Here is a 23033-nt window from a genome sequence, read left to right on the forward strand (position 1 = left end):
CCTCACCGCTTTTCTCTTCTCTCCTATCCGGATGCTACAGGGCGTTTATACAAAGAAGACGACCCATAAAATACTTTGTTACAAAAAAAATGAAGATTTTCAGAAAAAGAAGTTAACCTGTTTAAAATGAGCGTATTATAATTTCATCCGCCGGTCCATTTTCAGAACAGGCGATTAAACCGTTTAAAATGGACAAATTATAATTTTATCCGCGGATCTATAATGGTGTACAGAAGATCCGCCAGCAGGTTGATGATCACGAAAATGCCCGCCGTAAATAAGACAGCTCCCATCAGTACCGGGAAATCGAACTTCTCCAAAGCATCCACCGTTACTTTCCCGATGCCTTTCCAGCCGAAGATGTACTCTACGAAAAATGCGCCTGCCAGCAACTCGGCAAACCAGCCGGTGATAGCAGTTATAACGGGGTTCAGGGCATTCCGGAGTGCATGCCTCAGTACTACCAGTCGCCCGGGCAGGCCCTTGGCATAAGCAGTACGGATATAGTCCTGATGCAGCACGTCCAGCATGGCGCTTCGCGTTAACTGCACAATAATGGCCAGTGGCCGGATACCCAGCGTAATGGCAGGTAATATAAGGTTATTCAGATTGATGGTCCTTCCGGCAAAAGGATCCGTTTCATACAAACTACCCGTCATATGCAGCCCTGTATAGTCACTCCACACAAAGCCAAACAGGTAAGCCACCACAATGCCCATGAAGAAAGAGGGGGCAGAAATGCCCATTACACTTGCAAACACGGCCCCGGTATCCATCCAGGTATTTTGTTTTACTGCGGATATGATGCCTAGTCCTATCCCTGCCACTGTTGCAAACAGCATAGCGGCAATAGCCAACACCAATGTTCCCGGCAGGGCTTCCGTCAGTATTTCCCATACGTCCTTCTTTCCCTGGTAGGAACGGCGCAGATAAGGCGTTTTCAGCACCAGCAACCTGTTGCCCGATAAATGGCCCAGTGTGACATAATGCAACACACCTTCGGCTTCTTCCTGTGTATGAATACTCAGTGGGGAAAGGTCATTTAAATACAAAAGGAACTGCACCGGTAATGGTTTATCCAGGTGCAATTCCTTTCTGACATTTTCAAGCGATGTCACATCTGCTCGCTGTCCCAGTGTCAAACGGGCCGGATCTCCCGGCAGTACGTTGAACAGGAAGAATACAAGCAGTACTACGCCCAGCAGCACCAGTATTCCATAACCGAGTTTACGCAACAGAAATCTGAACATGCATTTATGGTATATCGTTATAATGCCATTTGCCCTTTACAGTGCCCTTTTCCAGCAATATCAGGCATGGATTGCTCCTACCTGCCGTCTTGATGGCGGTACCGTCCATCTGCAGGAAAGGGAACTGCAATCCATGTGCAGCGGTAAAGGCCGAAATATCAGCTTTACCGGAAGCGGTCACACCATATATATATACCTTGCCGGCTTTAAACTGTTCCTGCAGGGCATGCATTTTCGCATCCCAGCCTTTACCTGCTTCATTGACATTCTTCACAAGGAACAGGTATACCGGTGTTGGCTCAGACAGGATAGCCTGGGTCTGGTCTGCGCCATCCAGGTCAGTGAGGATGAAATCTTTTACAGGCGCCTCTCCTTCTGCTTCACGTACCAGTTTATCGCGACGGTCTACAAACTTCCAGGTGCTGTCTGACCATGGATAGTTTTCAGGCGTAAATTCCTTCTGCTGGCCATCCTTTTCGTATATCAGCACGGTTTCATATTCAGCAGGACGGGCGCCGGGAGGCAGTTTCATCTTCTCAGGCAGGTTGTTGCCCACTTTATATCCCAGGCAATCCACGATAGGCAGATGCGATAACGTATACCATTGTAAACCGGCCGCCAATAAAACAGACAGGAGGGTGAGCATCGCCGTCAGCTTTTTACCAAACAGCGGCTGAATGCGTTTCCGGTAGATGAAAATGATCAGTATCATCACCAGCAATATCACATCTTTCCAGAAGGTCTCTGTTGCCGTCAGTTTGATACAATCGCCAAAACATCCGCATTCCCTTATTTCCCCGCTGTACAGGGCATAGCCTGTCAGGAAAGTAAAGAACGCGATCATGATCAGCAGTAAGGTAGAGGTTAAACGCATGCTGAAGCCTAAGAGCAAAGCAGCGCCCAGCGCGATCTCCAGGGTATTCATCACCAGGGAGTAGGTAAGCGATAAGGGGGACATGAAGGTCATGTGCAGGACCTCGAAAAACTCCTCCATTTTATAACTGAGCCCAAGGGGATCGTTTGCTTTAACAAGGCCTGAGAATATAAATAAAACACCAACGATAATTCTTAATAGGTTCAGGAGCAGTTTCATGGATAACTTATTTTAAGTGGTGCTCACATACTTACTTGCAGATCACCACATTATTCTATTTTTGTCTGGCAAAATAATCAATAAAACGCAAATGGATACTATGGAAGGGAAGAACGGCGAATATAGCGGCACGATCAACTGTCAGGGCGCATTACTGGATTTGTCCAAACCAGTTATCATGGGCATCATCAACATCACGGAAGATTCCTTTTTTGCCGGCAGCAGAACGCAGCATATTGATCTCATTCTTGAAAGAGCCGCAAAGCTCCTGGAAGAAGGTGCACAGATCCTGGACATCGGTGCACAGAGTACCCGTCCCGGCGCCATAGACGTTGGTCCTGAAACAGAACTGGAACGCCTGCTGCCGGCGGTCAGGATACTCAAAGAACATTATCCGAAAGCCATCCTCTCTATCGATACTTATTATGCGAATGTAGCAGAACAGACTATACATGCGGGCGCAGCCATCGTCAACGATATCAGCGCCGGTGATATGGATAAGGAAATGATCCCGATTGTTGGCCGCCTGCAGGTACCTTACATCGCCATGCATATGAAAGGTACGCCTGCCAATATGCAAAAGCAGCCCAGCTATGAAGACGTGACACAGGAAGTACTGGATTACTTTATCCGTAAACGCGCGGAATGCCTGCAGGCAGGCATTAAAGATATTATCATCGATCCGGGGTTTGGCTTTGGCAAAACCATCGCCCACAACTATACGCTGATGAAGAAGCTCCACGTATTTCACATGCTGGATTGTCCGCTGCTGGTAGGTATTTCCAGGAAATCGATGATCTATAAACTGCTTGACACTACACCTGCCGAAGCGCTGAACGGTACAACAGTATTGCATACACTCGCTTTACAGCAGGGTGCGCAGATACTGCGTGTGCATGATGTGAAAGCAGCCATGGAAGCAATAAAGATCACACAGTATATGAATGCGCTTTAGCTAGTAAAATATTCGCTATTTTTACAATCTATGGAAAACTTATTTAGTTTTTACGGTTATCGTTTCCACTGGTTAAATATACTGGACCTGGCGATCGTGATCTTCCTGGTGGTACAGCTGTACCGCCTGTTGAAGGGAAGCCTGGCCTTCAATATCTTCGTCGGACTGCTGATCATATACCTGGCTTACTTCGTAGTGCAACACCTGCAGATGCCGATACTCTCCACCCTGCTGCAGAGTTTCATCAATGTCGGCTTGATCGCCATCATTATCATTTTCCAGCCGGAGATCAGGAAGTTCCTGCTGGTACTGGGAAAGAAGGCTCCGCTGAGTAAAGACAGTTTTTTCACCAAGCTGTTCCTGCCCGATAAATTCAAGAGCTACAAGGAAGAAGAGAATATCATCAATGAAGTGATCACCGCAATAGCCCGCATGGCCGGTAGTCGTACGGGAGCATTGATCGTGATCGCCAATACTTATCGTGTGAAGTTTGACACTGCTTCCAGCATAGCTATCGATAGTAACATCAACGCTAAACTGCTCGAAAGTATCTTCTGTAAAGGAAGTCCCCTGCATGACGGAGCACTGATCATTGTTGGCAACAAAATACTGGCCGCAAAGGTAATACTACCCGTATCAGAGAATCCTAACCTTCCTACCCGCATCGGTTTACGTCACCGTTCCGCCGTAGGCATCACGGAGCACAGCGATAACCTGGCCCTGATTGTTTCGGAAGAAACCGGTGCTATTTCCTACGCACAGGATGGTAACCTTGTACAGGATGTTTCACTGGAAGAGCTGAAGGTGAAGATGTATGAGGTGATGGTTGACGGGTATTAGAGGAGCGTGTGTTTTAACCGGCCGATAACCTGCACAGCACAACAAGGCATCATTCGTGGCATCATTCCACGCAATCGGCTCCGTCAGGAGCCACGTGTTTGTAGCCCGGGGTGACAACCCCGGGTTCGCGTGAAACCCCGGGTTGATAACGACAATTCACGGCGATAACCGGCACAGCACAACAAGGCATCATTCCAGGTCTCATTCCAGGCAATCGGCTCCGTCAGGAGCCACGTGTTTGTAGCCCGGGGTGACAACCCCGGGTTCGCGTGACAACCCCGGTTCGCGTGACACCCCGGGTTCGCGTGACAACCCCGGGTTCAGGTGACACCCGCCGAATCCCCCGCAATAGATGGATCACCAATAATCCAATAAAAAACGGCCGTCCACCCAAGGCGAACGGCCGTTTTTAATATTGGTAATTACTGATTATTTCTTACCTGGTTGCAGTGCAGCAGGAGCAGCAGGAGCTTCAGGAGCGCCAGCTTTAACGTCTACCAGCTGAACATCGAATGCCAGTACAGAGTTACCTGGGATAGCAGGAGGACTACCCTGTAAACCGTAAGCTAAAGTAGAAGGAATGATCAGCGTAGCCTTGCTGCCTTTTTTCAGAGCAGCGATACCAGCATCCCAGCCTTTGATCACGAAACCGCGACCGATAGGGAATTTGATAGGCTCGATCTTCATACCTGGTCTCAGTGTAGAATCCAGGCTGGAATCAAATACTTTACCATCCAGCAGTTTACCGGTGTAGTGTACGTAAACGGTATCGCCTGCTTTAGGCTGAGCACCGGTACCTTCTTCCTTAACGGACACATATACGCCCTCAGGAGTAGCAGTAGCGGTGATCTTGTTTTTATCCATGTATTCTTTAATGACCTTTTCGTCTTTTGCTTTCTGTTCAGCAGCTGCATATTTACCTACTACGATGAAAGTCACATTCAGCTTATCGCCTTTTTTACCGAATGGTGGATGAGGTTCAGGCAGACTATCGATAGGAATAGAGAAAGTAGCGCTATCGCCTTCTTTCAGCATAGCCAGACCATCCATCAGGTCGTACTTGTTAACGGACTTGGAGATAACGAAAGGTACGGGACCTCCGGCCATCTTGCGGGACTCAACGAGTACGGAATCGTTCAGACTTTGGATGATGTTCAGCAGTACAGTGTCACCCAGCTTCAGCTGCGCACCACTTCCTGACTTATGAACAACGAAGTCTACGCCACCAGGTGTCTTTTTACTGCCACCGGTACCGCAGCTGGCCAGCAAAAGGCCTAATGCTGCAACTAACAACTGTTTGTTCTTTTTCATTTGACTGTATTAGTAGGATTGAATAACTTATTGTAACTGTTCTTCGTTCTCTTTAATGGCTTCAATAAAATGCTGCACGGTTCTTTCAAGTGTCTCGGAGCTGTGGCCGCCGGCTGCGTGGAAATGCCCACCACCGTCGAAATATTTCCGGGCAAACGTGTTCACATCAAAATCTCCTTTGGAACGGAAGGATAGTTTTATTTCCGCATGACGGTCTATGATCAGCGCTGCCAGCTTGATACCCTGGATAGACAGCAGGAAGTTCACAACTCCTTCTGTATCGCCGGTCTGCAGGTCAAAACGCTTCAGGTCCGTATACGGGATGGCGATCATGGCTGTATTATATTCGTAATAGACCTCCATACGGTTCAGCAGGCTGTGGCCCAGGAAGCGCAGGCGGTTTTCAAGGAAATTGTCGTAGATCGCTGAGTGGATGATCTCGTGTTTGAGGCCGCGGTCAAACAGATCGGCCACCATACGGTGTACTCTTGCAGAAGTGGAGGTAAAACGGAAAGAACCTGTATCTGTCATGGTGCCTGCATAAATACACTGGGCCATATCTTCGTTGATCAGGTCCTCATCTCCCAGTTTATAGATGATCTCGTATATCAGCTGGGCTGTAGAGGCGGCGGTAGTATCGCTGATACCATAGTCAAAAACGGGCTGCGGCTCCAGGTGATGGTCTACCAGGATCTTGGTGCAGGCCATCTGTGTCAGGTATGGCTCCATACCTTTTGTACGGTACAATGCATTGAAGTCCAGGCAAAACAGCAGGTCAATTCCTTCCAGCGCCTTCAGCGCTTTATCCTGCATGGATTCAAAATCAATTACTTCCTTGGCACCCGGCATCCAGATCAGGAAATCCGGGAAATTGGTAGGGGAAATAACAGTAACATCATGACCTTTCTGTCTGAGATAATGATACAAGGCCAGTGATGAGCCCATTGCGTCTGCATCTGGTTTCTGATGCATTGTTATTACCACTCTTTTAGGGGTTTCCAGCAAGGGCTTAATTTCCTCTATCCTCTTCATTCTTAACCTTTAAGTACAGGCGTGCCTGCTTTTATATTAACAATAAAATATAACCGTTTTCTGCCAAAAAATGAAGTGCGAAGTTCTCTTTTTTTTCATCACTAAACAAATTCTGGTTACATTTGCGCGCAAATTAGTTAATTAGGAATCTAAATATATGGCTAACAACAGAACTTTTACAATGATTAAGCCGGATGCCGTTGAAAATGGGCATATTGGTGGTATTCTTGCGCAAATTAACGCTGCCGGTTTCCGTATCGTGGCAATGAAAATGACCAGGCTCTCTGCAGAGAAAGCGGGTGAATTTTATGCTGTGCATAAAGAAAGGCCTTTTTATGGCGAACTGGTAGAATTCATGAGCAGCGGTCACATCGTGGCAGCTATCCTGGAGAAAGCCAATGCTGTGGAAGACTTCCGTAAACTGATCGGTGCTACTAATCCTGCCAATGCAGAAGAAGGCACTATCCGTAAAAAATACGCTGAGTCTGTAGGTCGTAACGCCGTTCACGGTTCTGACTCTGACGAGAACGCAGAGATCGAAGGTAGCTTCTTCTTCTCCGGTCTGGAAAAATTCTAATTAAACTGCCGGCAAACTGATTGCCGGTAAATGATATAAGAGGCTCTCCCATCGCTTTGGGAGGGCCTTTTTTGTGTATATTGCCGTCCATGTGGGACATATACCTGAAAGGATTCAAAGCATATCTTCAACTGGAGCGATCCCTGTCAGTCAATTCTATCGAGGCCTATATCCGCGATGTAGAGAAACTGGTGCAATACCTGCAATCGGCTGGTCTGCAGCTTCCCCCCGACCAGGTAACATTAGCTGAATTGCAGGCTTGTGTACAATGGATCGCTAACCTGGGCATGAGCGCTACCTCACAGGCCAGGATCATTTCCGGTATCAAAGCCTTTTACCGCTATCTGTTGCTGGAAGACATCATCCGTCAGGACCCTACCCTGCTGATCGAGGCGCCCAAAACACGGCGGCAATTGCCGGATGTGCTCAGCTTTGATGAAATTGAGCAGATCATTGCCCAGGTAAAGGCAGGTACGCCGGAAGGCCAGCGTAACCGGGCTATCCTGGAAACCATGTACAGCTGTGGCCTGCGCGTCAGCGAAGTGGTCAGCCTCAAAATATCCCAGCTACATTTTGATGCAGGCTTCATCCGCGTAGTGGGCAAAGGCGACAAAGAACGCCTGGTGCCTATCGGCCCTGATGCTATCAAATACATCAATATCTACAAAGACGAAGTACGGGTACATGTGCCTGTTAAAAAGGGACATGAAGATATCCTTTTCCTGAACCGCCGGGGCAGCGCGCTGACCCGGGTAATGATCTTCCTCGTTATTAAAGACCTCACCGCAGCAGCAGGCATTGAGAAACAGGTATCACCCCATACCTTCCGCCACTCCTTCGCCACCCACCTTGTAGAAGGCGGCGCCGACCTTCGTGCCGTACAGGAAATGCTGGGGCATGAGAGTATCACTACAACCGAGATCTATACGCATCTCGACAGGGAGTTTCTGAGAGATACTTTGCAAAGGTTTCACCCGCGGTTTTGAGCCGGTATTCTGAAGGCTATTGAGCCTTGCCTGTTATTCTTCCTGTCCCGCCTTGCCGCTTATGCACGCTAAGCAGCGCGGTTCCAGTATGGGATGGCGGTCGGCGCCTCTCCGGAAGCCGATTGAGCGTTATCAATCGAATAGGATTTTGAATACGGATTGAACTGCACCGATCATGTCACCCGAGAGCCGAAGGCCCGCCATTCCCATCTGAAACCGGTGCCACTTACGCTCTCCCTACGATAATAGTTGGATCCTGCTTATCAGGACAACGATCGGGATACTGTCATTCTCCCCGGGTTTGCCATTCTTTGGTCGTCATCCGCTTGCTGTCATTCCGCATACAAACTCATTTTCATTCGACAGTGCGCCCCACCGGATTTCGTCCGGTTACCATCCTCCGTTTGTCATTCGTCATGAAAAAATATCTCCGTCCGATAGCGAAAACTTCGGATTTTTTGCCTGAAATCCATCTTATAACAACTGTACTCAATACAAATAAGATTCATTTTCATACACTAACGAAATAACTATTTTACATACTCCTTGTAAAGTCCCTACTATACTGCATTATCAGAGATAACCCATATATAACCCATATATAAGCCATATATGACCCATATATAACCCATATTTATAGAGATATGGGTTATATATGGCTTATATATGGTTTTAGGATAGATCACATATGGGATAGATCCCTGATTTAACCGTGTTGCAAAGAAATTTTCAATCCCTGTCCGGCCGGAGAAGCAATAAAAAAAGCCCTCAGCGTAAAACCCTTTTATGGGTTCTTACGCGGAGGGCCGCAACCCTTCGGACGGATTTTCGTCCGATTATTATCGTATTGTTAACTCCTTTTTTCTGATAGTTGTGCCCGTTATCTTGTGTGTCTTATTCATGCAGACTGAATTGATCCGTGTTGACGAATCCCTGCGAAATACCTGTAAACAGAGAACCTGTTAAACGTAGACCTAAAAACAGAAGACCTATAAAACCTTATAAAACCTTAAACCTACACTGATGAAAACACAACGTTTCATGCCTGTTGCAGGCATCCTGCTGTCTGCAGCATTTTTTTCCGGATGTTACAAGGAGGATGTGACCCAACCGGCGCTGAAAGCAGACAGTGAAGTAGCTGTGACAGCCCAGGCAACTGCGGTAGCTATGAACAGCTGGATGACCAGCCTTCCTGACAACAGCAGCATTGCTGCCCTGTCCATCCCGGGTACACATGACAGTGGTGCACGCGTTGAACCTGTGGCAGGCACCGCCAAATGCCAGGACCTGACCATCGCTGCCCAGCTGGAAGCAGGCGTTCGTTTCCTGGACATCCGTTGCCGCCACATTGGCAACGCATTTGCTATCCACCACGGTTCTATTTACCAGAACATGAACTTTAACGATGTGTTGGTGGCCTGTACCAGTTTCCTGACAAGCCATCCGGGAGAGACGATTGTGATGAGTGTGAAAGAAGAGTATGATGCTACTGACAACACCAGGAGCTTCGAGCAGACTTTCGACACTTATGTACAGCAGTATTCCGCCTTCTGGTCTTTAGGCGCCACTATCCCTACGCTGGGACAGGTAAGAGGAAAGATCGTATTACTGAGAAGGTTTGGCGCTACGGCCACTCCAAAGGGTATTGATGCCACTGCCTGGGCAGACAATACCACCTTTACCATCAACAACAGCAATGCCAGCCTGAAGATCCAGGACCAGTATGTGGTGCCTGACAACAATGTAAAATGGAACAACATTAACGCATTGTTCACCGAAGCCAATACGCAGAGCAATAATGTGCTGTACGTTAACTTCACCAGCGGTTACAAATCACTGATCTTCGGTATACCTAGTATTACGACGGTATCCGGCAATATCAACCCAAGGATCAATACCTACTTTACCAGCAATACGCACGGCAGATTTGGTATTATTCCGATGGACTTTGTGAATGCTGAAAGGGCTTCGCTGATTGCCAACACTAATTTTTAGGCATAAAAAAACAGCTACCCTGGGAACTGGAAAGGGGTAGCTGTTTTTTTAAATGTGTGTGTATGTGGGTCACCAAACTTAGTATCTGAGGGTATGTAGTACTGAATATAGGTTAAATAGTACCTTATCTCTTAATGACTTACCAGTGAGGACTTCCGTCCTGACACCGCCCAGTTGCTTAACCAACCGGGTACATAGCCCGATGTCTTTTTAAGTGCTACATCCTGCATAATGATGTTGATCATACTGCAGGGCCTCACACCTTTGCGTTCCGGCATAGCAGCTATCTGAGCTTCTTCTTCCCAGAGCAGCTGTTTGTCGCGGTACACTTTAAAATAGATATCCGGTCCGCTGACATTCCGGCGTTCACCGACCAGCATTAGTCTGCTGGTCAGTTGTTTCTTGCTGAACCGGAGTTGATAGCGCCCATTTTCATCGGTGCGCGCACATCCCAATAAGCGATGGTTTCCGGCATTGTACGCTTCTACTTTTAACTGTGCTTGTCCCTCCCTGGCATGTAATCGTCTTACTGTTCCTGCGATTATCCAGGTACCATAATTGGCCCTTATCTGCCGCCAGCTCTCAACTGGCAGGATATATGCATAAGCCGCAACATATTGTTGTCCAGAACGTTTCCATTGTGGCACCGTAGTAGTCAGATGGTAATGGGACTCCATCCCTCTGATATCTGCCTGTTCAGGCATGTGGCGCAAACAAATGTCAAGTTCAAGTGGTTCCGTAAATAAGTGTAATTGTTCCCAGGCCAGCATATAATTCCCCTTCTCATCCAACCTGGTCTCGGCAAGTAAGCGATCCCGCTTTGCCTCAACCTGTCCCGCTGTAAGCTGACCGGGACCATTTAATATGTCTTTTTTGGGGTGGGCTCCCATTGGGTGACGCCCATCTGGTAAATAAACACGTAAAAATGCATCTACCAAAGGTTCTGTACAATCATCCGAGATCAATGCAGAAATGTTTCCAATTAACAGGTAACACATAGCTTTAAAGTTTAAAAGAAGGGGTTAACATACTTAACCTCATTCTGGCCGATATGGATAGCCGCTTTTTTTCTCTCTGCATTGTCTAGTAAAGGAAGAACAAACATGGGTAGAAAGGCCCATTTTACTATGCTCGCGTGAGATAAAGAATTTATCCTCAACTCACAATGCAAAGATTACTAAGTTATGGACGGCAGACAAGCGTTAAAGTACTGTTTGTAAAAAATACGTAGTTCTACGTATTTTTTGTGGAGCACTACGTTAGTATTTACCCCATTAGAATGGACAAAATCATCATAACTAATTAATATTCATAATACTAATATATTATCTAAACACTACGTGGTACAAACATGTTATATACGTATGTGCTTTGCAAAGTGATTATTTATAATAATTTTACCACCAACTTAAAAACCACAGCACAATTATGGAGATACCTAAACACTTCCCCCCAGACGCCGGCTCCTTTGTCTCCAAAAAGGAAGCTGAAAGAATGAGGGACAATTACATGAAGAGGAAGAGAAAGCAACATGGCCATGAAGATTTCATCCAGGCTTACTTCTTCGGAAAAGAAAAATTCTTGGAGCTTTTATCCTGTCAAGAGGACGTCGTAGGATTACGCATCTACTACGGTGAGGATACCGACAATGACGGAATAGAAGACAAAAAAATGGTGATTTACGCCGTTGACAAAAATGGCCAGAACATTCTTTACAAGAAAAAGAAGGAAACGACAGATGCAAATGCATTTTCGGCATCCGCTGCAGCTAAAGGCGCAGACGATGACGAGGGTGGTGCACTTGATGGCGGTTTACCTTGTCCTGCAAGTTGTCCATGAGTGGTTAATCTAACTAAACCCAAATTAAGTGTACATTCAAATCATTTTTTTTTACATTATGCTGGGGATCGAATGCTTGCTTTTGATCCCCTTTATTATTCACTCGGGCAAGCTTGAGAAAAGTGGGAAGTGGGTATACTATTATCTCATCCTCAGCGTTGCTTCCGGTATTGGAACTATTGGACTGGCGTACCTATTGAAAAACAATCTTTGGTTTTACAATGCGATGTTCTATCTCCAGTTTGTAGCCCTTTCCTGCTATTTTCACGAGGTAATCAAATATCAGTTTGTCAAGATTGTCATTAAACTTATGATTCCGTTGGTATTCGCAGTCGTTGTGCTGGATTATGTCTGGTTTGAGGGTTCCTCGGCATATAACTCTTATGCTATCTCTACAGAGACATTCATTAAAATGGTGTACGGCGTTATATTTTTCTGGCAGTTACTGAGAGATGAAGAACTGGTCAAGCAGTCCATTTTTGTCAATATCCTGCCCGATTTCTGGTACAATGGAGGGCTGTTTGTTTATCATTGTGGCTTTTTCCTATTTTGTTTAAGTTATAATCTTCGATCATTTACCGGAGCAACGCTGTTAAAAAGTACATCTGACTCCATCCTCGCTATCACCTTCATTGCTGGCATTATTCAATTAATTCTTTTATATATTGGCCTAGTGAAAGAAAAAAGAATCCGGCTATGAATATTTCAGAATTAGTTATCATCGGAACGGCAGTCATGTTGCTGTTAAGTATACTGGTAGTTGTACTGGTTATTTTTCAGCAGAAACAGGTAATCCAGCACAAACTCGCTATCCGTGATAAAGATCTGCAATTACAGAAAGAACGGTTAATGGCCATTCTCCAGGGCCAGGAACAGGAACGCAAACGCATTGCCGAAGACCTCCATGATGAAGTGGGGGCGCAGTTATCCGTACTGAAACTCAATCTAAACCAACTACAACCTTTATTGAAGACCGGTAATGGAGAAATGGAGCAGTTAAAGGAAACCAAAGATTTTACAGATACGATCATACAGCATCTCCGCTTCATCTCCCAAAGCCTGCATCCCCAGGCGCTGGAAAACCTCGGACTTTCCAAAGCACTCGACTCTTTCTGTAGCCTGATGAATAAGAACAAACAGGTAAAGATCCTGTTTAAAGATGAAGGCGGACAACAGGAGGTGGAATTTGAGAAGGCGCTGAACATCTACCGCGTTGTACAGGAGCTCATCAATAACATTCTGAAACATGCCCAGGCTACTCAGGTAGAAATCACTTACAGAAGTACCCCTAACTTATTACAGATCAACGTAGCAGATAACGGTAACGGCTTATTGCTGCGTTCCCTGGACAATTCCCGCGAGAAAACCGGCAGCCTCGGATTAAAGAATATTGAGAGCCGGCTGAACGTTATTGGCGGTAATATCAGGTATCTTCCCGGCCAGAATTGTGGTACAATTGCTGAAATAAGAGTGGAAAATTTCCAAAGACCTGAGGAATAAGACGATTTTTTCTAGCTTTGTCCTGCTGAGCAGTCGATATATCCTATGACCGGGACCTGCAAATCCCATTCATAGTGAGCATTTATTGTGCTGTAAAGCAAGGGACAATCTAATAAAATACTTAAACAGCCTCCCCCTATGGTGAACAACATTAAGGTGGCCATTGCCGACGATCATAAGATCTTCCGTAGTGGCGTTATTAATACCCTCACCCCTTACGAGAATATAAGTGTTGTGTTTGAAGCTGAAGATGGGGCGCACCTGCTGCAGATAATGGAAGAGCAACAGCCTGACGTTATCCTGATGGACCTGAAGATGCCTAATATGGACGGTATTGAGGCCACCAAAAAGGTGCGTGAAAAATACGCAAACGTAAAAGTGATCGTTCTTACCATGTATGAAGACGATAACTTCATTGTGCACCTCATCGAAAACGGCGCTAACGCTTACCTCCTCAAGAACGCCGAACCAGGAGAGATATACGAAGCTATCTGCACCACCTACGAAAAGGGCTTCTACTTCAACGAGAACGTCAACCTCGCCCTCCTCAAAAAAGTGATGCACAAAAACAAGCAGCACTTTAAACCTACCTTCCAGAACGAAGTACAGCTGACCGACCGTGAACTGGAAGTACTACGTCTTATCTGTAACGAATACACTACCCAGGAAATATCAAAGGAAATATTCCTGAGTCCACGTACCGTAGAAGGCCTCCGGCAGAAACTGCTGGAAAAGACAGGCGCCAAGAACATTGTAGGCCTGGTCATGCATGCTTTCAGAAACGGATTGATTGAATGATAAGTGGGTTGCCAGAATGATAAAGATGATTCATCTTTGCAGCTCATTAAACCACCAGTCAATTATGAAACCTTTATTTCGTTACCTGGCTGCCGGCTCTCTCCTACTCAGCGCTCACTTATCTTTTGCGCAGGTAAAAATGCCAGCACCCAGCCCCGGACAGACTATCCACCAGGATTTTGCATTGTCATTCGTTGAGGTAAACTATTCCCGCCCCGCTATGAAAGGCAGGACCATCATGGGCGATCTCGTTCCTTATGGTAAAGTTTGGAGAACCGGCGCCAACAACGCTACTACCATCACTTTCGGTGATGATGTTACCTTCGGTGGCACCGCGGTGAAAGCTGGTAAATATGGTCTGCTGACCATCCCCGGCAAGTCAGAGTGGACAGTTATCCTGACTAAAAGTCTCGATGTAACCAGCCCTGCTGCCTACAAACCTGAAAATGATGTGGTTCGCGTAAAGGTAACGCCAGCGGAACTACCTTTCGCTGTTGAGAACTTCATGATCTCTTTTGACGATATCAGTGCTAATGAAGCTAACATGCTGCTGATCTGGGAAAAAACCATGATCACTGTTCCCTTGAAGGCTGATGTAGACAGTAAAGTAATGGCACAGCTGGATGCTGCTATGAAGGGTGATAAAAAGCCTTATTTCCAGGCTGCATCTTACTACTATGAAACAAACCGCGACCTGAAACAGGCGCTGGCATGGGTAGAAGAAGCTGTGAAGGAAAATCCTACCGCTTTCTGGGTAGCTACACTGAAAGCCCGTATCCAGGCTAAAGCCGGCGACAAAAAAGGCGCAAAAGCTACTGCTGAAAAAGCGATCGAACTGGCAAAAACCGCCAAGAACGATGATTACGTAACGATCAATCAGAAGATCATTGCGTCTTTGTAATATGCGATAAACATGCGCTGTTTCAGTAAGTGTATTATCAACCAGAAGTTCATTGCTTCTCTGTAATATGCGATAAACGTGCTGTGTTTCAGTAAGTATAAGATGTGCTGTACCCGCCTGGTAGTGAATCCCGATTAAATATTTTTCAATCGTATCATCGTTAGATGTCAATCGATCAGCATCAAGCGCAGACCAACCGGCTAAGGCACATCTTATCACTTACTGAAACATATTCTTCCAGCCTCCACCACTATTATCGAGGCCCCTACTCTTCTGTCGATTATTATTCTTTATCTCCCTGCTTATTACAGCTACTTAGTACTTACTGCTTACTATTTACTGTCACTTCTTTCGTTTGCAGCCGTCAATGAGCGTTCATTTTTTCCAATTATGAACTGGAAGATCGCGGCAATACCGATCACCAGGAAACAGCCGATGGCATTTAACCAGAGAAAGGATACAATGTTGCACAGCCATATCACAATAACACCTGCCTCCGAAACAACAGCGGCCCAGAATGTGGCAGTGCCGCCAATCCTTTTACAATAGAATGCCACGAGGAAGATGCCCAGAATAACGCCATAGAACAGCGATCCCAGGATGTTCACTGCCTCTATCAGGCTACCCAGCTGACTGGCAAATTGTGCTACCACGATACAGAATAGTCCCCAGGCAACCGTCCACCTGCGGGATACCTGCAGGTAATGACTGTCGGTCTCCTCCTTTTTATACATGCGCTGGTAAATATCGATCACCGTAGTGGAGGCCAGCGAGTTCAGTGCTGCGGCAATACTCCCCCAGGCTGCCAGGAAGATGATGGCAATAAGCAATCCCACCAATCCCTTCGGCAAATTGTTGACCACGAAATGCAGAAAGATATAATTCGTATCGTTTGTATCAGCTGCGGGATCTGCTTTTTTGATCAGGGCTATGGCTTTTGTGCGGGCTTCTTCGGCAGCATGCTCCGTTTGCTGCAAAGCAGCTTTGCCGCCGGCAATAGCCGCTTCGTCGCCTTTTTTTATAGCGGCAGCCATCTCTTTGACCTGCGCCTGCTTTACTATGGCCAGGCGATTGTATTCCTGCTCTACAGCTTTGAATGCAGTGCCCTGCTCCGATCTGTATACTTTCTTTATCTGTGCCTCATTGAAAAATACCGGCGCCCTGAAATAGAGATAGAACACAAATACCAATGCGCCGATCAGTAAGATCAGGAATTGCATAGGCACCTTCACCAATCCGTTCATCAGCAATCCCAGGCGGCTTTCCGTAACAGAGCGGGCAGTCAGGTAACGGCCTACCTGCGACTGGTCTGTTCCAAAGTAAGACAGCGCCAGGAAGAATCCTCCTATCAGACCACTCCATATATTGTACCTGTCCTTCCAGTTGAAATCGGTTACAATAACGTTCAGTTTATCCATTTTACCGGATACCTGCAAGGCATCGATGAAACCAACATTCTCCGGCAACAGATGCACCACCATCCAGCCAGCCAGGAACATCGCAGCAAAGATGATCACCAGCTGAAATGTCTGCGTGTAGCTCACTGCCCTGGTACCGCCCGATACGGTATAGATGATGAGCAGTCCGCCCATGATGATGTTTGTGAGATAGATATTCCAGCCCATTAAGGAAGAGAGGATAATGGACGGTGCATAGATGCTGATACCTGTCGACAACGCCCGCTGTAACAGGAATAATCCGGAGGTAAGGGTGCGGGTTTTCAGATCAAAGCGTTGCTCCAGGTATTCATAGGCCGTATATACTTTCAATTTATGAAAGATGGGTACAAAGGTGATACAGAGCACCACCATCGCCAGCGGCAACCCGAAATAATATTGCACAAAGCGCATCCCGTCAGTGTAGGCCTGACCGGGAGCAGACAGGAAGGTCACTGCACTTGCCTGCGTGCCGATGATAGATAATAATACGATGTACCAGGGCATCGACTGGTTGTCCAGGAAATATCCCTGCATGTCGCGTTGACCGCGACTTTTCCAGACACCATATAAGATGATCCCTACCAGTGTAACCACCAGTACAATCCAATCAGCTACGCTCATGAAAATACTTTAGTGAACAAATAAAAGCCTGCTATCAGTAGTGCCAGCCAGATAATTACAAATACGTACCACATCCACCAATGCGGCAGTAATGGCGGTTTTTCTTCTGTCATAACAGATTGTTTTTACTTCCTTTATCTTTTCCTCAACATGTTTCCGCTCAATAATCCCAGTCCAAGACCTATCAGCAGCCCTATATGCACTCTTTTGATCTCAAAACCGATTACCAGCCCTACTACTATGCAGAGAACAGCCATTATAGTAAGCCGCGATCCGCTTTCCCTTTTCTTACTCATGGATTGGGTTTATTTCTTAGTTGAAATAAGGTTCACGAACAGGCGGTAAGCGCCGGGGACACCTGCAGGCAATTCCCTGAAGAATGCCAGTGAAGTGTACACATATCTGCCCTTACCATATTTCGCTACCAGTGTGGAACCCTGCAATGCTTCCTCTCCCTTGTCGTGCATGGCAAACAGCTTTTCATATGCCGGATCGGCCATCTGGGTGAAGTAAAGTCCCCTCTCCTGTATCCAGCCATCAAAGTCATGATCAGTGATGTTGTTAGGATAATGCATGATCTCATTATCGGGTTGTAACAGGGTCACAGCGGCTGTTTCATCAGTTACACGATCGCGGGTGAGCGTAAAAGGATAAGGTCCGATATCGGTTGTTACCAGCGGAGAGCTGACATTGTACTGTACCAGGTAAGTACCACCGTTCTTCACATATTCCATGAGACGTGGCTGCCAGTATTTAATACGTGGATTAACGTTATATGCCCTTACACCGGCAATGATGGCATCGTATTGCTGCAGGTTGCCATTCATGATCTCCTTCTCGTCCAGCTGTGTCACTTCGTAACCTACCTGGCGCAGGGACGCGGCCACCATATCGCCCGCACCCGGGATATATCCCAGCTTACGGCCGTTATACTTCAGGTCTACAGTTACGAGTTTGGCTAATGCCTCAGGGAAGATATTGATCTCAGGAATATGATCGTATGCAATGGTATGCAGGCTTTGAGTATATAATTTACCCTCGCTGCGTACTTCCACCCGCAGGGTATCAGTGCGGTTAATGCCGGCTACTTTCTGCGGAACGATGTGAAAGGTCACCACGGTTTCATCTCCCTTGGACAACAGTTCATAGGGCTGCTCTGCCTCCTGACTGCTAAAGCCTGCAGGCAACTGCAAACGTACGGTGCCTTTTGTCTTTTGTCCCATTGCACGCAATTTCACCTGTACCGGCTGCGCCTGCGTTTGTGTGAAGATGAATACATTGGTATTCAGCATGGCCACTACCGGTGGCGCTACTACCAGTGGTTCGTATAATTCTCCCTTTACTGGATCAGTGAATTTGTATTGTACGGGCCTGGTGATAGTCAGCGGCTCTCCATTGATACGCAGTTTGATAACGGCTTCCAGGGCTGGCTTGTTTTCCGGGTAACCCACCTGCATAGGATCTTTAATAGTATAGATCCCGATCGGGTGTGGTGATTGCAGCCAGTAAGGCTGGGATACGGGCAACGAGGCCGGTAATGTCAGTGACTGGGGTATAGTGCGCAGACGGTTATACTCCAGCTGCAGTTTATTGAACACGGTGTCTTTCCCGTCAAAGCTGATCTGATCTACCGTAACATTGGTGTTGCTGTTACACAGCAACTGTACGCTGCCTTCCATCGGCTGGCCGGGCACCACCACCTGTGTATTGCTGTATGCTTCTGTCCAGATAGCAGCGCATGCAATGATCAGGTCTTCCGTTTCCTTCAGTTTCTGCGTACGCCAGTATCCTTCAGGTAAAGCCTGAATGGCCTTGCGGATCTCCAGCAGGGCTGGTACGGATGCCGCAGGATCTTCTATGTTATAGGCTGCCTGGGCCTTGTCGATCATTTCACCGATCGGTTTACCGCCTGGTACACGTGACCAGGTGGCGTTAACGCCGTCCAGCAAGCTATGTACAGGTTTATCTCCTTTTACGGGACTGAAATATTCGAAGGAGCTACCCCTGGAAGCCGGTACGCCGAATCCCTGGCTTTTATGCTGGGAGCGGCTTTCTGCAGCAATTTCCCCATATCCCCGGCCCAGCAGGTAATTGTAGGTACCCACGTTCATTTCAAAGAGATTGCCGGCAGAATTATCTACCTGGCCCGTCCAGTTAAAGGTATTCCACATGATGCGGTGCGTTTTCCAGGGCTTCAGCACTTTAAGCTGCTCCGGGAAGCGTTTCGGGTCGGCAGCCGCTTCAAAGGCTTCTTCTGCCAGCATAGCGGAGGCGGTATGATGCCCGTGGCCTGCACGGCTATCGGGCGGGAAACGGCATACGATAACGTCTGGCTGGAACTTGCGGATCATCCAAACCACATCTCCCAGGATCTTTTCCTTGTCCCAGATGGTGAATGTTTCGGTAGGATTTTTTGAGAAGCCGAAGTCCAGGGCACGGGTAAAGAACTGTTCCGCCCCATCTATACGGCGGGCGGCCAATAGTTCCTGGGTGCGGATCAGGCCCAGTAATTCCCCCTGCTCATCCCCTACCAGGTTTTGTCCGCCGTCCCCCCTGGTGAGGGACAGGTACCCGGTACGGTATAATTTCTCTTTTGCCAGGTATCCCAGTAAACGGGTATTCTCATCGTCAGGATGAGCGGCGATATATAAAACGCTACCAAGCGTATCCAGTTTCCTTAACTGTAACCTGATATCTGCCGCATTTACCAGCGGTGAGCGCTGAGCCCATGTGGTAGCGGCGAACAATCCTGATATAAGCGTTAAAAACAATCCTTTGACCATTGCTCTTGATTATTAAACAGTGGCCAAAAATAGTGATTAAATATAGCTGTTAAAGAAAATGTGATAAAAGGTGAGTGTCCTCATTTCTTAAACATAAAATAGACGGCACCGAGGATGAATAAAAAGGAGACGAGATAGTTCCAGCGGAGTGGTTCTTTTAATATAAAGATGGCAAAGAGGCTGAAAACGGTGAGTGTGACCACTTCCTGGATGGTTTTGAGCTGGAAGCCGGAAAAACCTTCCTGGGCGCCATAGCGGTTAGCGGGCACCATAAAGCAGTATTCAAAAAAGGCAATGCCCCAGCTGATCAGGATCACCTTCCACATGGGAACATTTTCATATTTTAAATGGCCATACCAGGCAAATGTCATGAAGGTGTTGGAAATCAATAAAAGAATGATTGTACGCATGATGTTCGAAACTAAAAGAAGGCATAAAGATAGACGATAGATCAAAAATAACCCCATTAACAGGCAAGCATTGTTGGAATTATCATCACTATCGTCTATCTGGTTAATAATATAAGGGGCGGAACAGGATATTCTTACAGGGCAGCAGGCGGAGGTTCCCTACGGCCGGAAGCCCTTCCCTGTTTCCGGAAACTCAGAAAAAAAATAAACCGGCCCAAAAGAGCCGGCCGGTTGTTACAGGTCTCAACTTTCCTATCATGCTTAGGAGTTGTAAGTTTAAACGCTAAAGCGGTAATGTTAGTCCAGCTTTATTTCCCCCAGGTCTGTTACTTTGCCGTCTTCGACTTTTACGTCTTTGAGGGTGGCGTCTTTATAAGGATCTTTAGCGTCGATAATCACGGTATAGGACCCCGCTTTGGCGGGCTGTACGGAAAATGCCCCGTCGGTAATGGGTGCTTTCAGGGTATCCATTCCTGAAATAGCCCATACTTCTGATGCCCCATCTGCCGGCGTTATCTTGCCGCTGATAGTTCCTCCATCGAAGGTGGTAAAAGCAAAAGCTCCAACTACCAGCGCAACAAGGGCCGACAGCCCAAACGTTGTCGTTTTCATACAATTTGGTTTTAGGTTTTTTACAATATTGAATGGTTATAAAAAACTTTATTAAAACCGCACTTGTTTAGCAGGCGCCTGCAAAGTGCCGCTTTGTTCACTGTCTACATATACAATACAACCAATTTGAACCTCACCATTAGTCCTTTTGAAAAAAAAGTTGTCTTTTTTTTAGCATTTAGGGAAATTCACTGAAAACCCTTTACTATGGCTGATTTAACTTTTTATAAATACTAAATATCCGGTTCAGCAGCCTATGGGTCAGGCAATTGGCTGATTAATTGCGAGAATAAACTAATTTTGCTACGTTCTGTTTTTGATAGCCGACTTTAGTCCGTTGCAAATAGCAATTACATAAAAAGAATAGAAAAGATTAGTTACAGGATGCCGCTCAACAATACAGATATAGTTAATGGGGTCCGGAACAGGGATAAACAGGTTTTTGAGATCATCTTTAATCAGTTTTCCTCCTCTATGTTCAGTATCGCCCTGCGATACCTGCGTGACCAGGACGAGGCACAGGATATTGTGCAGGACGTATTCCTGAACCTATGGCGCACGGCAGACAACCTGGACGAACGTGCTCCTATCCAGCATTACCTGGCAAGAGCGACCGTCAATACCTGTTTAAACCGGATAAAGAAAGCACAGAGACAGCAGCAATATAGTAAGGAACAACAGCTTACCGCTACGGAATCTACTGTCGAACACCTGTTATTGGAGCATAAAGAATTGGAAGCTCAATACTTATCCATCCTTGAGAAATTGCCGGAACAATGCCGCCGGGTATTTGAGATGAGCCGGTTCAAGGGATTGTCCCCCACAGAAATATCCCAACAACTGAATATTTCCATCAACACAGTTTATACCCACCTTACCACCGCGTTGAAAAAGATCCGGCTGGGGCTGCTGAATCAGCAGTAAAGGGGAACAAAGACCTTATATTATCTGTTTACCTGCTATATATATTATTATATAGCACTGATAATAAAGACAGCGCTCCCACTCACGAAGGTTTTTTTAAAAGAGACTAATGGTAATGGTATTTTTGATTGTATTAATACTAAGAGATGAAACAGCAACCTGATATCGATGTCGTTATCCGCTACCTGGAGGAACCAGGGAATGAGGAGCACAAACGTTCACTGGATGAATGGTTGCAGCTGGATGCTGCCAATCTGGATATCTTCCTGGAAACTAAAGCGTTGTGGCAGGGAGATGTATTACCGGCTGCTGCATCTTATGATATCTCCGGCCAATGGCAACTGCTCGATGCCCAGCTTACCGCAGCTGCCATCCCTCCAACTGTCCTTATTCCCCAGTCACAGGCTGCCCCGGCAGCACCCGCTGAGGAAAAAGGCCGGATAAAACCACTCATCACCCGTTACTGGTGGGCCGCTGCCGCTGCCGTCCTGGTTGTCGTAGCGCTGACCATGTACCGTCAGCCTTTATATATCGCTCAGCAAACCGCTCAGAACACAGACAGCCTCCTGCTGCCAGACGGCACACGCCTCTACCTGAATGCTCATACCAGCGTAAAATACCCCCGCCGTTTCCAGGGAAACAGCAGGGAAGTGTTTGTACAACAGGGTGAGGTATTCGTAGATGTAAAACATATGCCGGAAAAACCCTTCTCCGTTCACCTGAAAAATGTGGATGTGGAAGTGTTGGGGACCTCTTTCGACGTGAAAGAGACCAAACAGGGCGTGAAAGTCTTTGTTCAGACAGGAAAAGTGAAGGCGGTTTATAAAAACGGTAAGAAATCAGTCGTACTCACTCCTGGTGAAGAAGCAGAAATGCTGCTGGCCGGTACAACCATCAGTACCCGTCATCACCGGAACGATAACCCCATTGCCTGGAAAACAGGTCAGCTGACCTTTGTTGACGCTCCTCTCTCAGAGGTTGCCGCGGTACTGGAGGATTACTATAAAGTAAATATTGTTCTGAAAGGAGAAGGACTGGCAGATAAGAAACTGCTCGCTACTTTCCATAAAGAAACACTCCCTGAAGTACTGGACATCCTGTCCAAAACGTTGCAGGTAAAGGCCATACAAAAAGATAGCCTGGTAGAAATTTATTAGTCGTACGGAG

General features: G+C 46.7%; 22 protein-coding genes. 12 read left to right on the top strand and 10 right to left on the bottom strand.

From position 1 onward, the window contains the following. Positions 1-197 precede the first annotated feature (197 nt). Both MYF79_RS22680 and MYF79_RS22685 read right to left on the bottom strand, forming a co-directional pair. Positions 198-1250, bottom strand: coding sequence for an ABC transporter permease (locus MYF79_RS22680; protein WP_247810109.1), 1053 nt, complete (start codon positions 1248-1250; stop codon positions 198-200). Between the two features lie 4 nt (positions 1251-1254). Further along, a complete protein-coding gene (locus MYF79_RS22685) occupies positions 1255-2343 on the bottom strand; it encodes a BT_3928 family protein (RefSeq protein ID WP_247810110.1) in 1089 nt (362 codons plus the stop codon). 91 nt (positions 2344-2434) lie between these two features. On the opposite strand from MYF79_RS22685, the gene folP reads away from it, so the two are divergent. After that, a complete protein-coding gene (gene folP, locus MYF79_RS22690) occupies positions 2435-3298 on the top strand; it encodes a dihydropteroate synthase (RefSeq protein ID WP_247810111.1) in 864 nt (287 codons plus the stop codon). A gap of 30 nt (positions 3299-3328) precedes the next feature. Next, positions 3329-4138, top strand: a complete 810-nt coding sequence (gene cdaA, locus MYF79_RS22695) for a diadenylate cyclase CdaA (RefSeq protein WP_247810112.1) — start codon at positions 3329-3331, stop codon at positions 4136-4138. A gap of 429 nt (positions 4139-4567) precedes the next feature. On the opposite strand, the gene MYF79_RS22700 is transcribed toward cdaA, so the two are convergent. Both MYF79_RS22700 and MYF79_RS22705 read right to left on the bottom strand, forming a co-directional pair. After that, positions 4568-5449, bottom strand: a complete 882-nt coding sequence (locus tag MYF79_RS22700; protein WP_199655464.1) for an FKBP-type peptidyl-prolyl cis-trans isomerase — start codon at positions 5447-5449, stop codon at positions 4568-4570. A 27-nt stretch (positions 5450-5476) separates the two neighbouring features. Further along, on the bottom strand, positions 5477-6481 hold the full coding sequence (locus MYF79_RS22705; RefSeq protein ID WP_247810113.1) for a DHH family phosphoesterase: 1005 nt from the start codon (positions 6479-6481) through the stop codon (positions 5477-5479). Positions 6482-6638: 157 nt separating this feature from the next. Here MYF79_RS22705 and MYF79_RS22710 point away from each other — a divergent pair, with 157 nt between their 5' ends. From MYF79_RS22710 to MYF79_RS22720, 3 genes are all read left to right on the top strand, one after another. Next, positions 6639-7058, top strand: a complete 420-nt coding sequence (locus tag MYF79_RS22710) for a nucleoside-diphosphate kinase (protein WP_199655466.1) — start codon at positions 6639-6641, stop codon at positions 7056-7058. 89 nt (positions 7059-7147) lie between these two features. Beyond that, on the top strand, positions 7148-8044 hold the full coding sequence (xerD, locus tag MYF79_RS22715; RefSeq protein ID WP_247810114.1) for a site-specific tyrosine recombinase XerD: 897 nt from the start codon (positions 7148-7150) through the stop codon (positions 8042-8044). A 1023-nt stretch (positions 8045-9067) separates the two neighbouring features. Then, the gene (locus MYF79_RS22720; protein WP_247810115.1) at positions 9068-10039 is read left to right on the top strand and encodes a phosphatidylinositol-specific phospholipase C; all 972 of its coding nucleotides are present in this window, start codon (positions 9068-9070) and stop codon (positions 10037-10039) included. Between the two features lie 131 nt (positions 10040-10170). Here MYF79_RS22720 and MYF79_RS22725 read toward each other — a convergent pair whose 3' ends face one another. Continuing rightward, positions 10171-11037, bottom strand: a complete 867-nt coding sequence (locus tag MYF79_RS22725; RefSeq protein ID WP_247810116.1) for a hypothetical protein — start codon at positions 11035-11037, stop codon at positions 10171-10173. 430 nt (positions 11038-11467) lie between these two features. Here MYF79_RS22725 and MYF79_RS22730 point away from each other — a divergent pair, with 430 nt between their 5' ends. From MYF79_RS22730 to MYF79_RS22750, 5 genes are all read left to right on the top strand, one after another. Continuing rightward, positions 11468-11878: a hypothetical protein gene (locus tag MYF79_RS22730; RefSeq protein ID WP_247810117.1), complete on the top strand. Its 411-nt coding sequence runs from the start codon at positions 11468-11470 to the stop codon at positions 11876-11878. Between the two features lie 58 nt (positions 11879-11936). Next, positions 11937-12578: a hypothetical protein gene (locus tag MYF79_RS22735; protein ID WP_247810118.1), complete on the top strand. Its 642-nt coding sequence runs from the start codon at positions 11937-11939 to the stop codon at positions 12576-12578. Next, the gene (locus MYF79_RS22740) at positions 12575-13378 is read left to right on the top strand and encodes a sensor histidine kinase (RefSeq protein ID WP_247810119.1); all 804 of its coding nucleotides are present in this window, start codon (positions 12575-12577) and stop codon (positions 13376-13378) included. The genes MYF79_RS22735 and MYF79_RS22740 overlap by 4 nt, the downstream gene beginning before the upstream one ends. A gap of 138 nt (positions 13379-13516) precedes the next feature. After that, a complete protein-coding gene (locus MYF79_RS22745) occupies positions 13517-14176 on the top strand; it encodes a response regulator transcription factor (RefSeq protein WP_247810120.1) in 660 nt (219 codons plus the stop codon). Positions 14177-14240: 64 nt separating this feature from the next. Then, positions 14241-15077 (top strand): DUF2911 domain-containing protein, encoded by an 837-nt coding sequence (locus MYF79_RS22750; protein WP_247810121.1) that lies wholly within the window; start codon positions 14241-14243, stop codon positions 15075-15077. Between the two features lie 332 nt (positions 15078-15409). Here MYF79_RS22750 and MYF79_RS22755 read toward each other — a convergent pair whose 3' ends face one another. The 5 genes from MYF79_RS22755 to MYF79_RS22775 all read right to left on the bottom strand — a co-directional run bounded on the left by MYF79_RS22755 (position 15410) and on the right by MYF79_RS22775 (position 20942). Continuing rightward, positions 15410-17137, bottom strand: a complete 1728-nt coding sequence (locus MYF79_RS22755) for a sodium:solute symporter (RefSeq protein WP_247810122.1) — start codon at positions 17135-17137, stop codon at positions 15410-15412. Between the two features lie 134 nt (positions 17138-17271). Then, a complete protein-coding gene (locus tag MYF79_RS22760; protein ID WP_199655476.1) occupies positions 17272-17433 on the bottom strand; it encodes a hypothetical protein in 162 nt (53 codons plus the stop codon). 9 nt (positions 17434-17442) lie between these two features. Beyond that, complete coding sequence (locus tag MYF79_RS22765) at positions 17443-19920, bottom strand: PIG-L family deacetylase (RefSeq protein WP_247810123.1); 2478 nt, start codon at positions 19918-19920, stop codon at positions 17443-17445. A gap of 80 nt (positions 19921-20000) precedes the next feature. Then, on the bottom strand, positions 20001-20330 hold the full coding sequence (locus tag MYF79_RS22770; RefSeq protein ID WP_247810124.1) for a DMT family protein: 330 nt from the start codon (positions 20328-20330) through the stop codon (positions 20001-20003). 297 nt (positions 20331-20627) lie between these two features. Continuing rightward, a complete protein-coding gene (locus MYF79_RS22775) occupies positions 20628-20942 on the bottom strand; it encodes a carboxypeptidase regulatory-like domain-containing protein (protein ID WP_199655479.1) in 315 nt (104 codons plus the stop codon). A gap of 384 nt (positions 20943-21326) precedes the next feature. Here MYF79_RS22775 and MYF79_RS22780 point away from each other — a divergent pair, with 384 nt between their 5' ends. Next, positions 21327-21866 carry an RNA polymerase sigma-70 factor gene (locus tag MYF79_RS22780; RefSeq protein ID WP_199655480.1) on the top strand — a complete coding sequence of 180 codons (540 nt, stop codon included), beginning with the start codon at positions 21327-21329 and terminating at the stop codon, positions 21864-21866. Between the two features lie 146 nt (positions 21867-22012). Beyond that, entirely contained in the window at positions 22013-23023 is a 1011-nt protein-coding gene (locus MYF79_RS22785; RefSeq protein WP_247810125.1) for a FecR family protein, read from the top strand. The last annotated feature ends 10 nt before the right edge of the window (positions 23024-23033 follow it).

The organism is Chitinophaga filiformis, from assembly GCF_023100805.1.
Taxonomy (GTDB): Bacteria; Bacteroidota; Bacteroidia; order Chitinophagales; family Chitinophagaceae; genus Chitinophaga; species Chitinophaga filiformis_B.

Bases quoted from the DNA above. Each gene is read 5' to 3' on its own strand.
- MYF79_RS22680 (WP_247810109.1), bottom strand. From the start codon at position 1,250: ATGTTCAGATTTCTGTTGCGTAAACTCGGTTATGGAATACTGGTGCTG.
- MYF79_RS22685 (WP_247810110.1), bottom strand. From the start codon at position 2,343: ATGAAACTGCTCCTGAACCTATTAAGAATTATCGTTGGTGTTTTATTT.
- folP (WP_247810111.1), top strand. From the start codon at position 2,435: ATGGATACTATGGAAGGGAAGAACGGCGAATATAGCGGCACGATCAAC.
- cdaA (WP_247810112.1), top strand. From the start codon at position 3,329: ATGGAAAACTTATTTAGTTTTTACGGTTATCGTTTCCACTGGTTAAAT.
- MYF79_RS22700 (WP_199655464.1), bottom strand. From the start codon at position 5,449: ATGAAAAAGAACAAACAGTTGTTAGTTGCAGCATTAGGCCTTTTGCTG.
- MYF79_RS22705 (WP_247810113.1), bottom strand. From the start codon at position 6,481: ATGAAGAGGATAGAGGAAATTAAGCCCTTGCTGGAAACCCCTAAAAGA.
- MYF79_RS22710 (WP_199655466.1), top strand. From the start codon at position 6,639: ATGGCTAACAACAGAACTTTTACAATGATTAAGCCGGATGCCGTTGAA.
- xerD (WP_247810114.1), top strand. From the start codon at position 7,148: ATGTGGGACATATACCTGAAAGGATTCAAAGCATATCTTCAACTGGAG.
- MYF79_RS22720 (WP_247810115.1), top strand. From the start codon at position 9,068: ATGAAAACACAACGTTTCATGCCTGTTGCAGGCATCCTGCTGTCTGCA.
- MYF79_RS22725 (WP_247810116.1), bottom strand. From the start codon at position 11,037: ATGTGTTACCTGTTAATTGGAAACATTTCTGCATTGATCTCGGATGAT.
- MYF79_RS22730 (WP_247810117.1), top strand. From the start codon at position 11,468: ATGGAGATACCTAAACACTTCCCCCCAGACGCCGGCTCCTTTGTCTCC.
- MYF79_RS22735 (WP_247810118.1), top strand. From the start codon at position 11,937: ATGCTGGGGATCGAATGCTTGCTTTTGATCCCCTTTATTATTCACTCG.
- MYF79_RS22740 (WP_247810119.1), top strand. From the start codon at position 12,575: ATGAATATTTCAGAATTAGTTATCATCGGAACGGCAGTCATGTTGCTG.
- MYF79_RS22745 (WP_247810120.1), top strand. From the start codon at position 13,517: ATGGTGAACAACATTAAGGTGGCCATTGCCGACGATCATAAGATCTTC.
- MYF79_RS22750 (WP_247810121.1), top strand. From the start codon at position 14,241: ATGAAACCTTTATTTCGTTACCTGGCTGCCGGCTCTCTCCTACTCAGC.
- MYF79_RS22755 (WP_247810122.1), bottom strand. From the start codon at position 17,137: ATGAGCGTAGCTGATTGGATTGTACTGGTGGTTACACTGGTAGGGATC.
- MYF79_RS22760 (WP_199655476.1), bottom strand. From the start codon at position 17,433: ATGAGTAAGAAAAGGGAAAGCGGATCGCGGCTTACTATAATGGCTGTT.
- MYF79_RS22765 (WP_247810123.1), bottom strand. From the start codon at position 19,920: ATGGTCAAAGGATTGTTTTTAACGCTTATATCAGGATTGTTCGCCGCT.
- MYF79_RS22770 (WP_247810124.1), bottom strand. From the start codon at position 20,330: ATGCGTACAATCATTCTTTTATTGATTTCCAACACCTTCATGACATTT.
- MYF79_RS22775 (WP_199655479.1), bottom strand. From the start codon at position 20,942: ATGAAAACGACAACGTTTGGGCTGTCGGCCCTTGTTGCGCTGGTAGTT.
- MYF79_RS22780 (WP_199655480.1), top strand. From the start codon at position 21,327: ATGCCGCTCAACAATACAGATATAGTTAATGGGGTCCGGAACAGGGAT.
- MYF79_RS22785 (WP_247810125.1), top strand. From the start codon at position 22,013: ATGAAACAGCAACCTGATATCGATGTCGTTATCCGCTACCTGGAGGAA.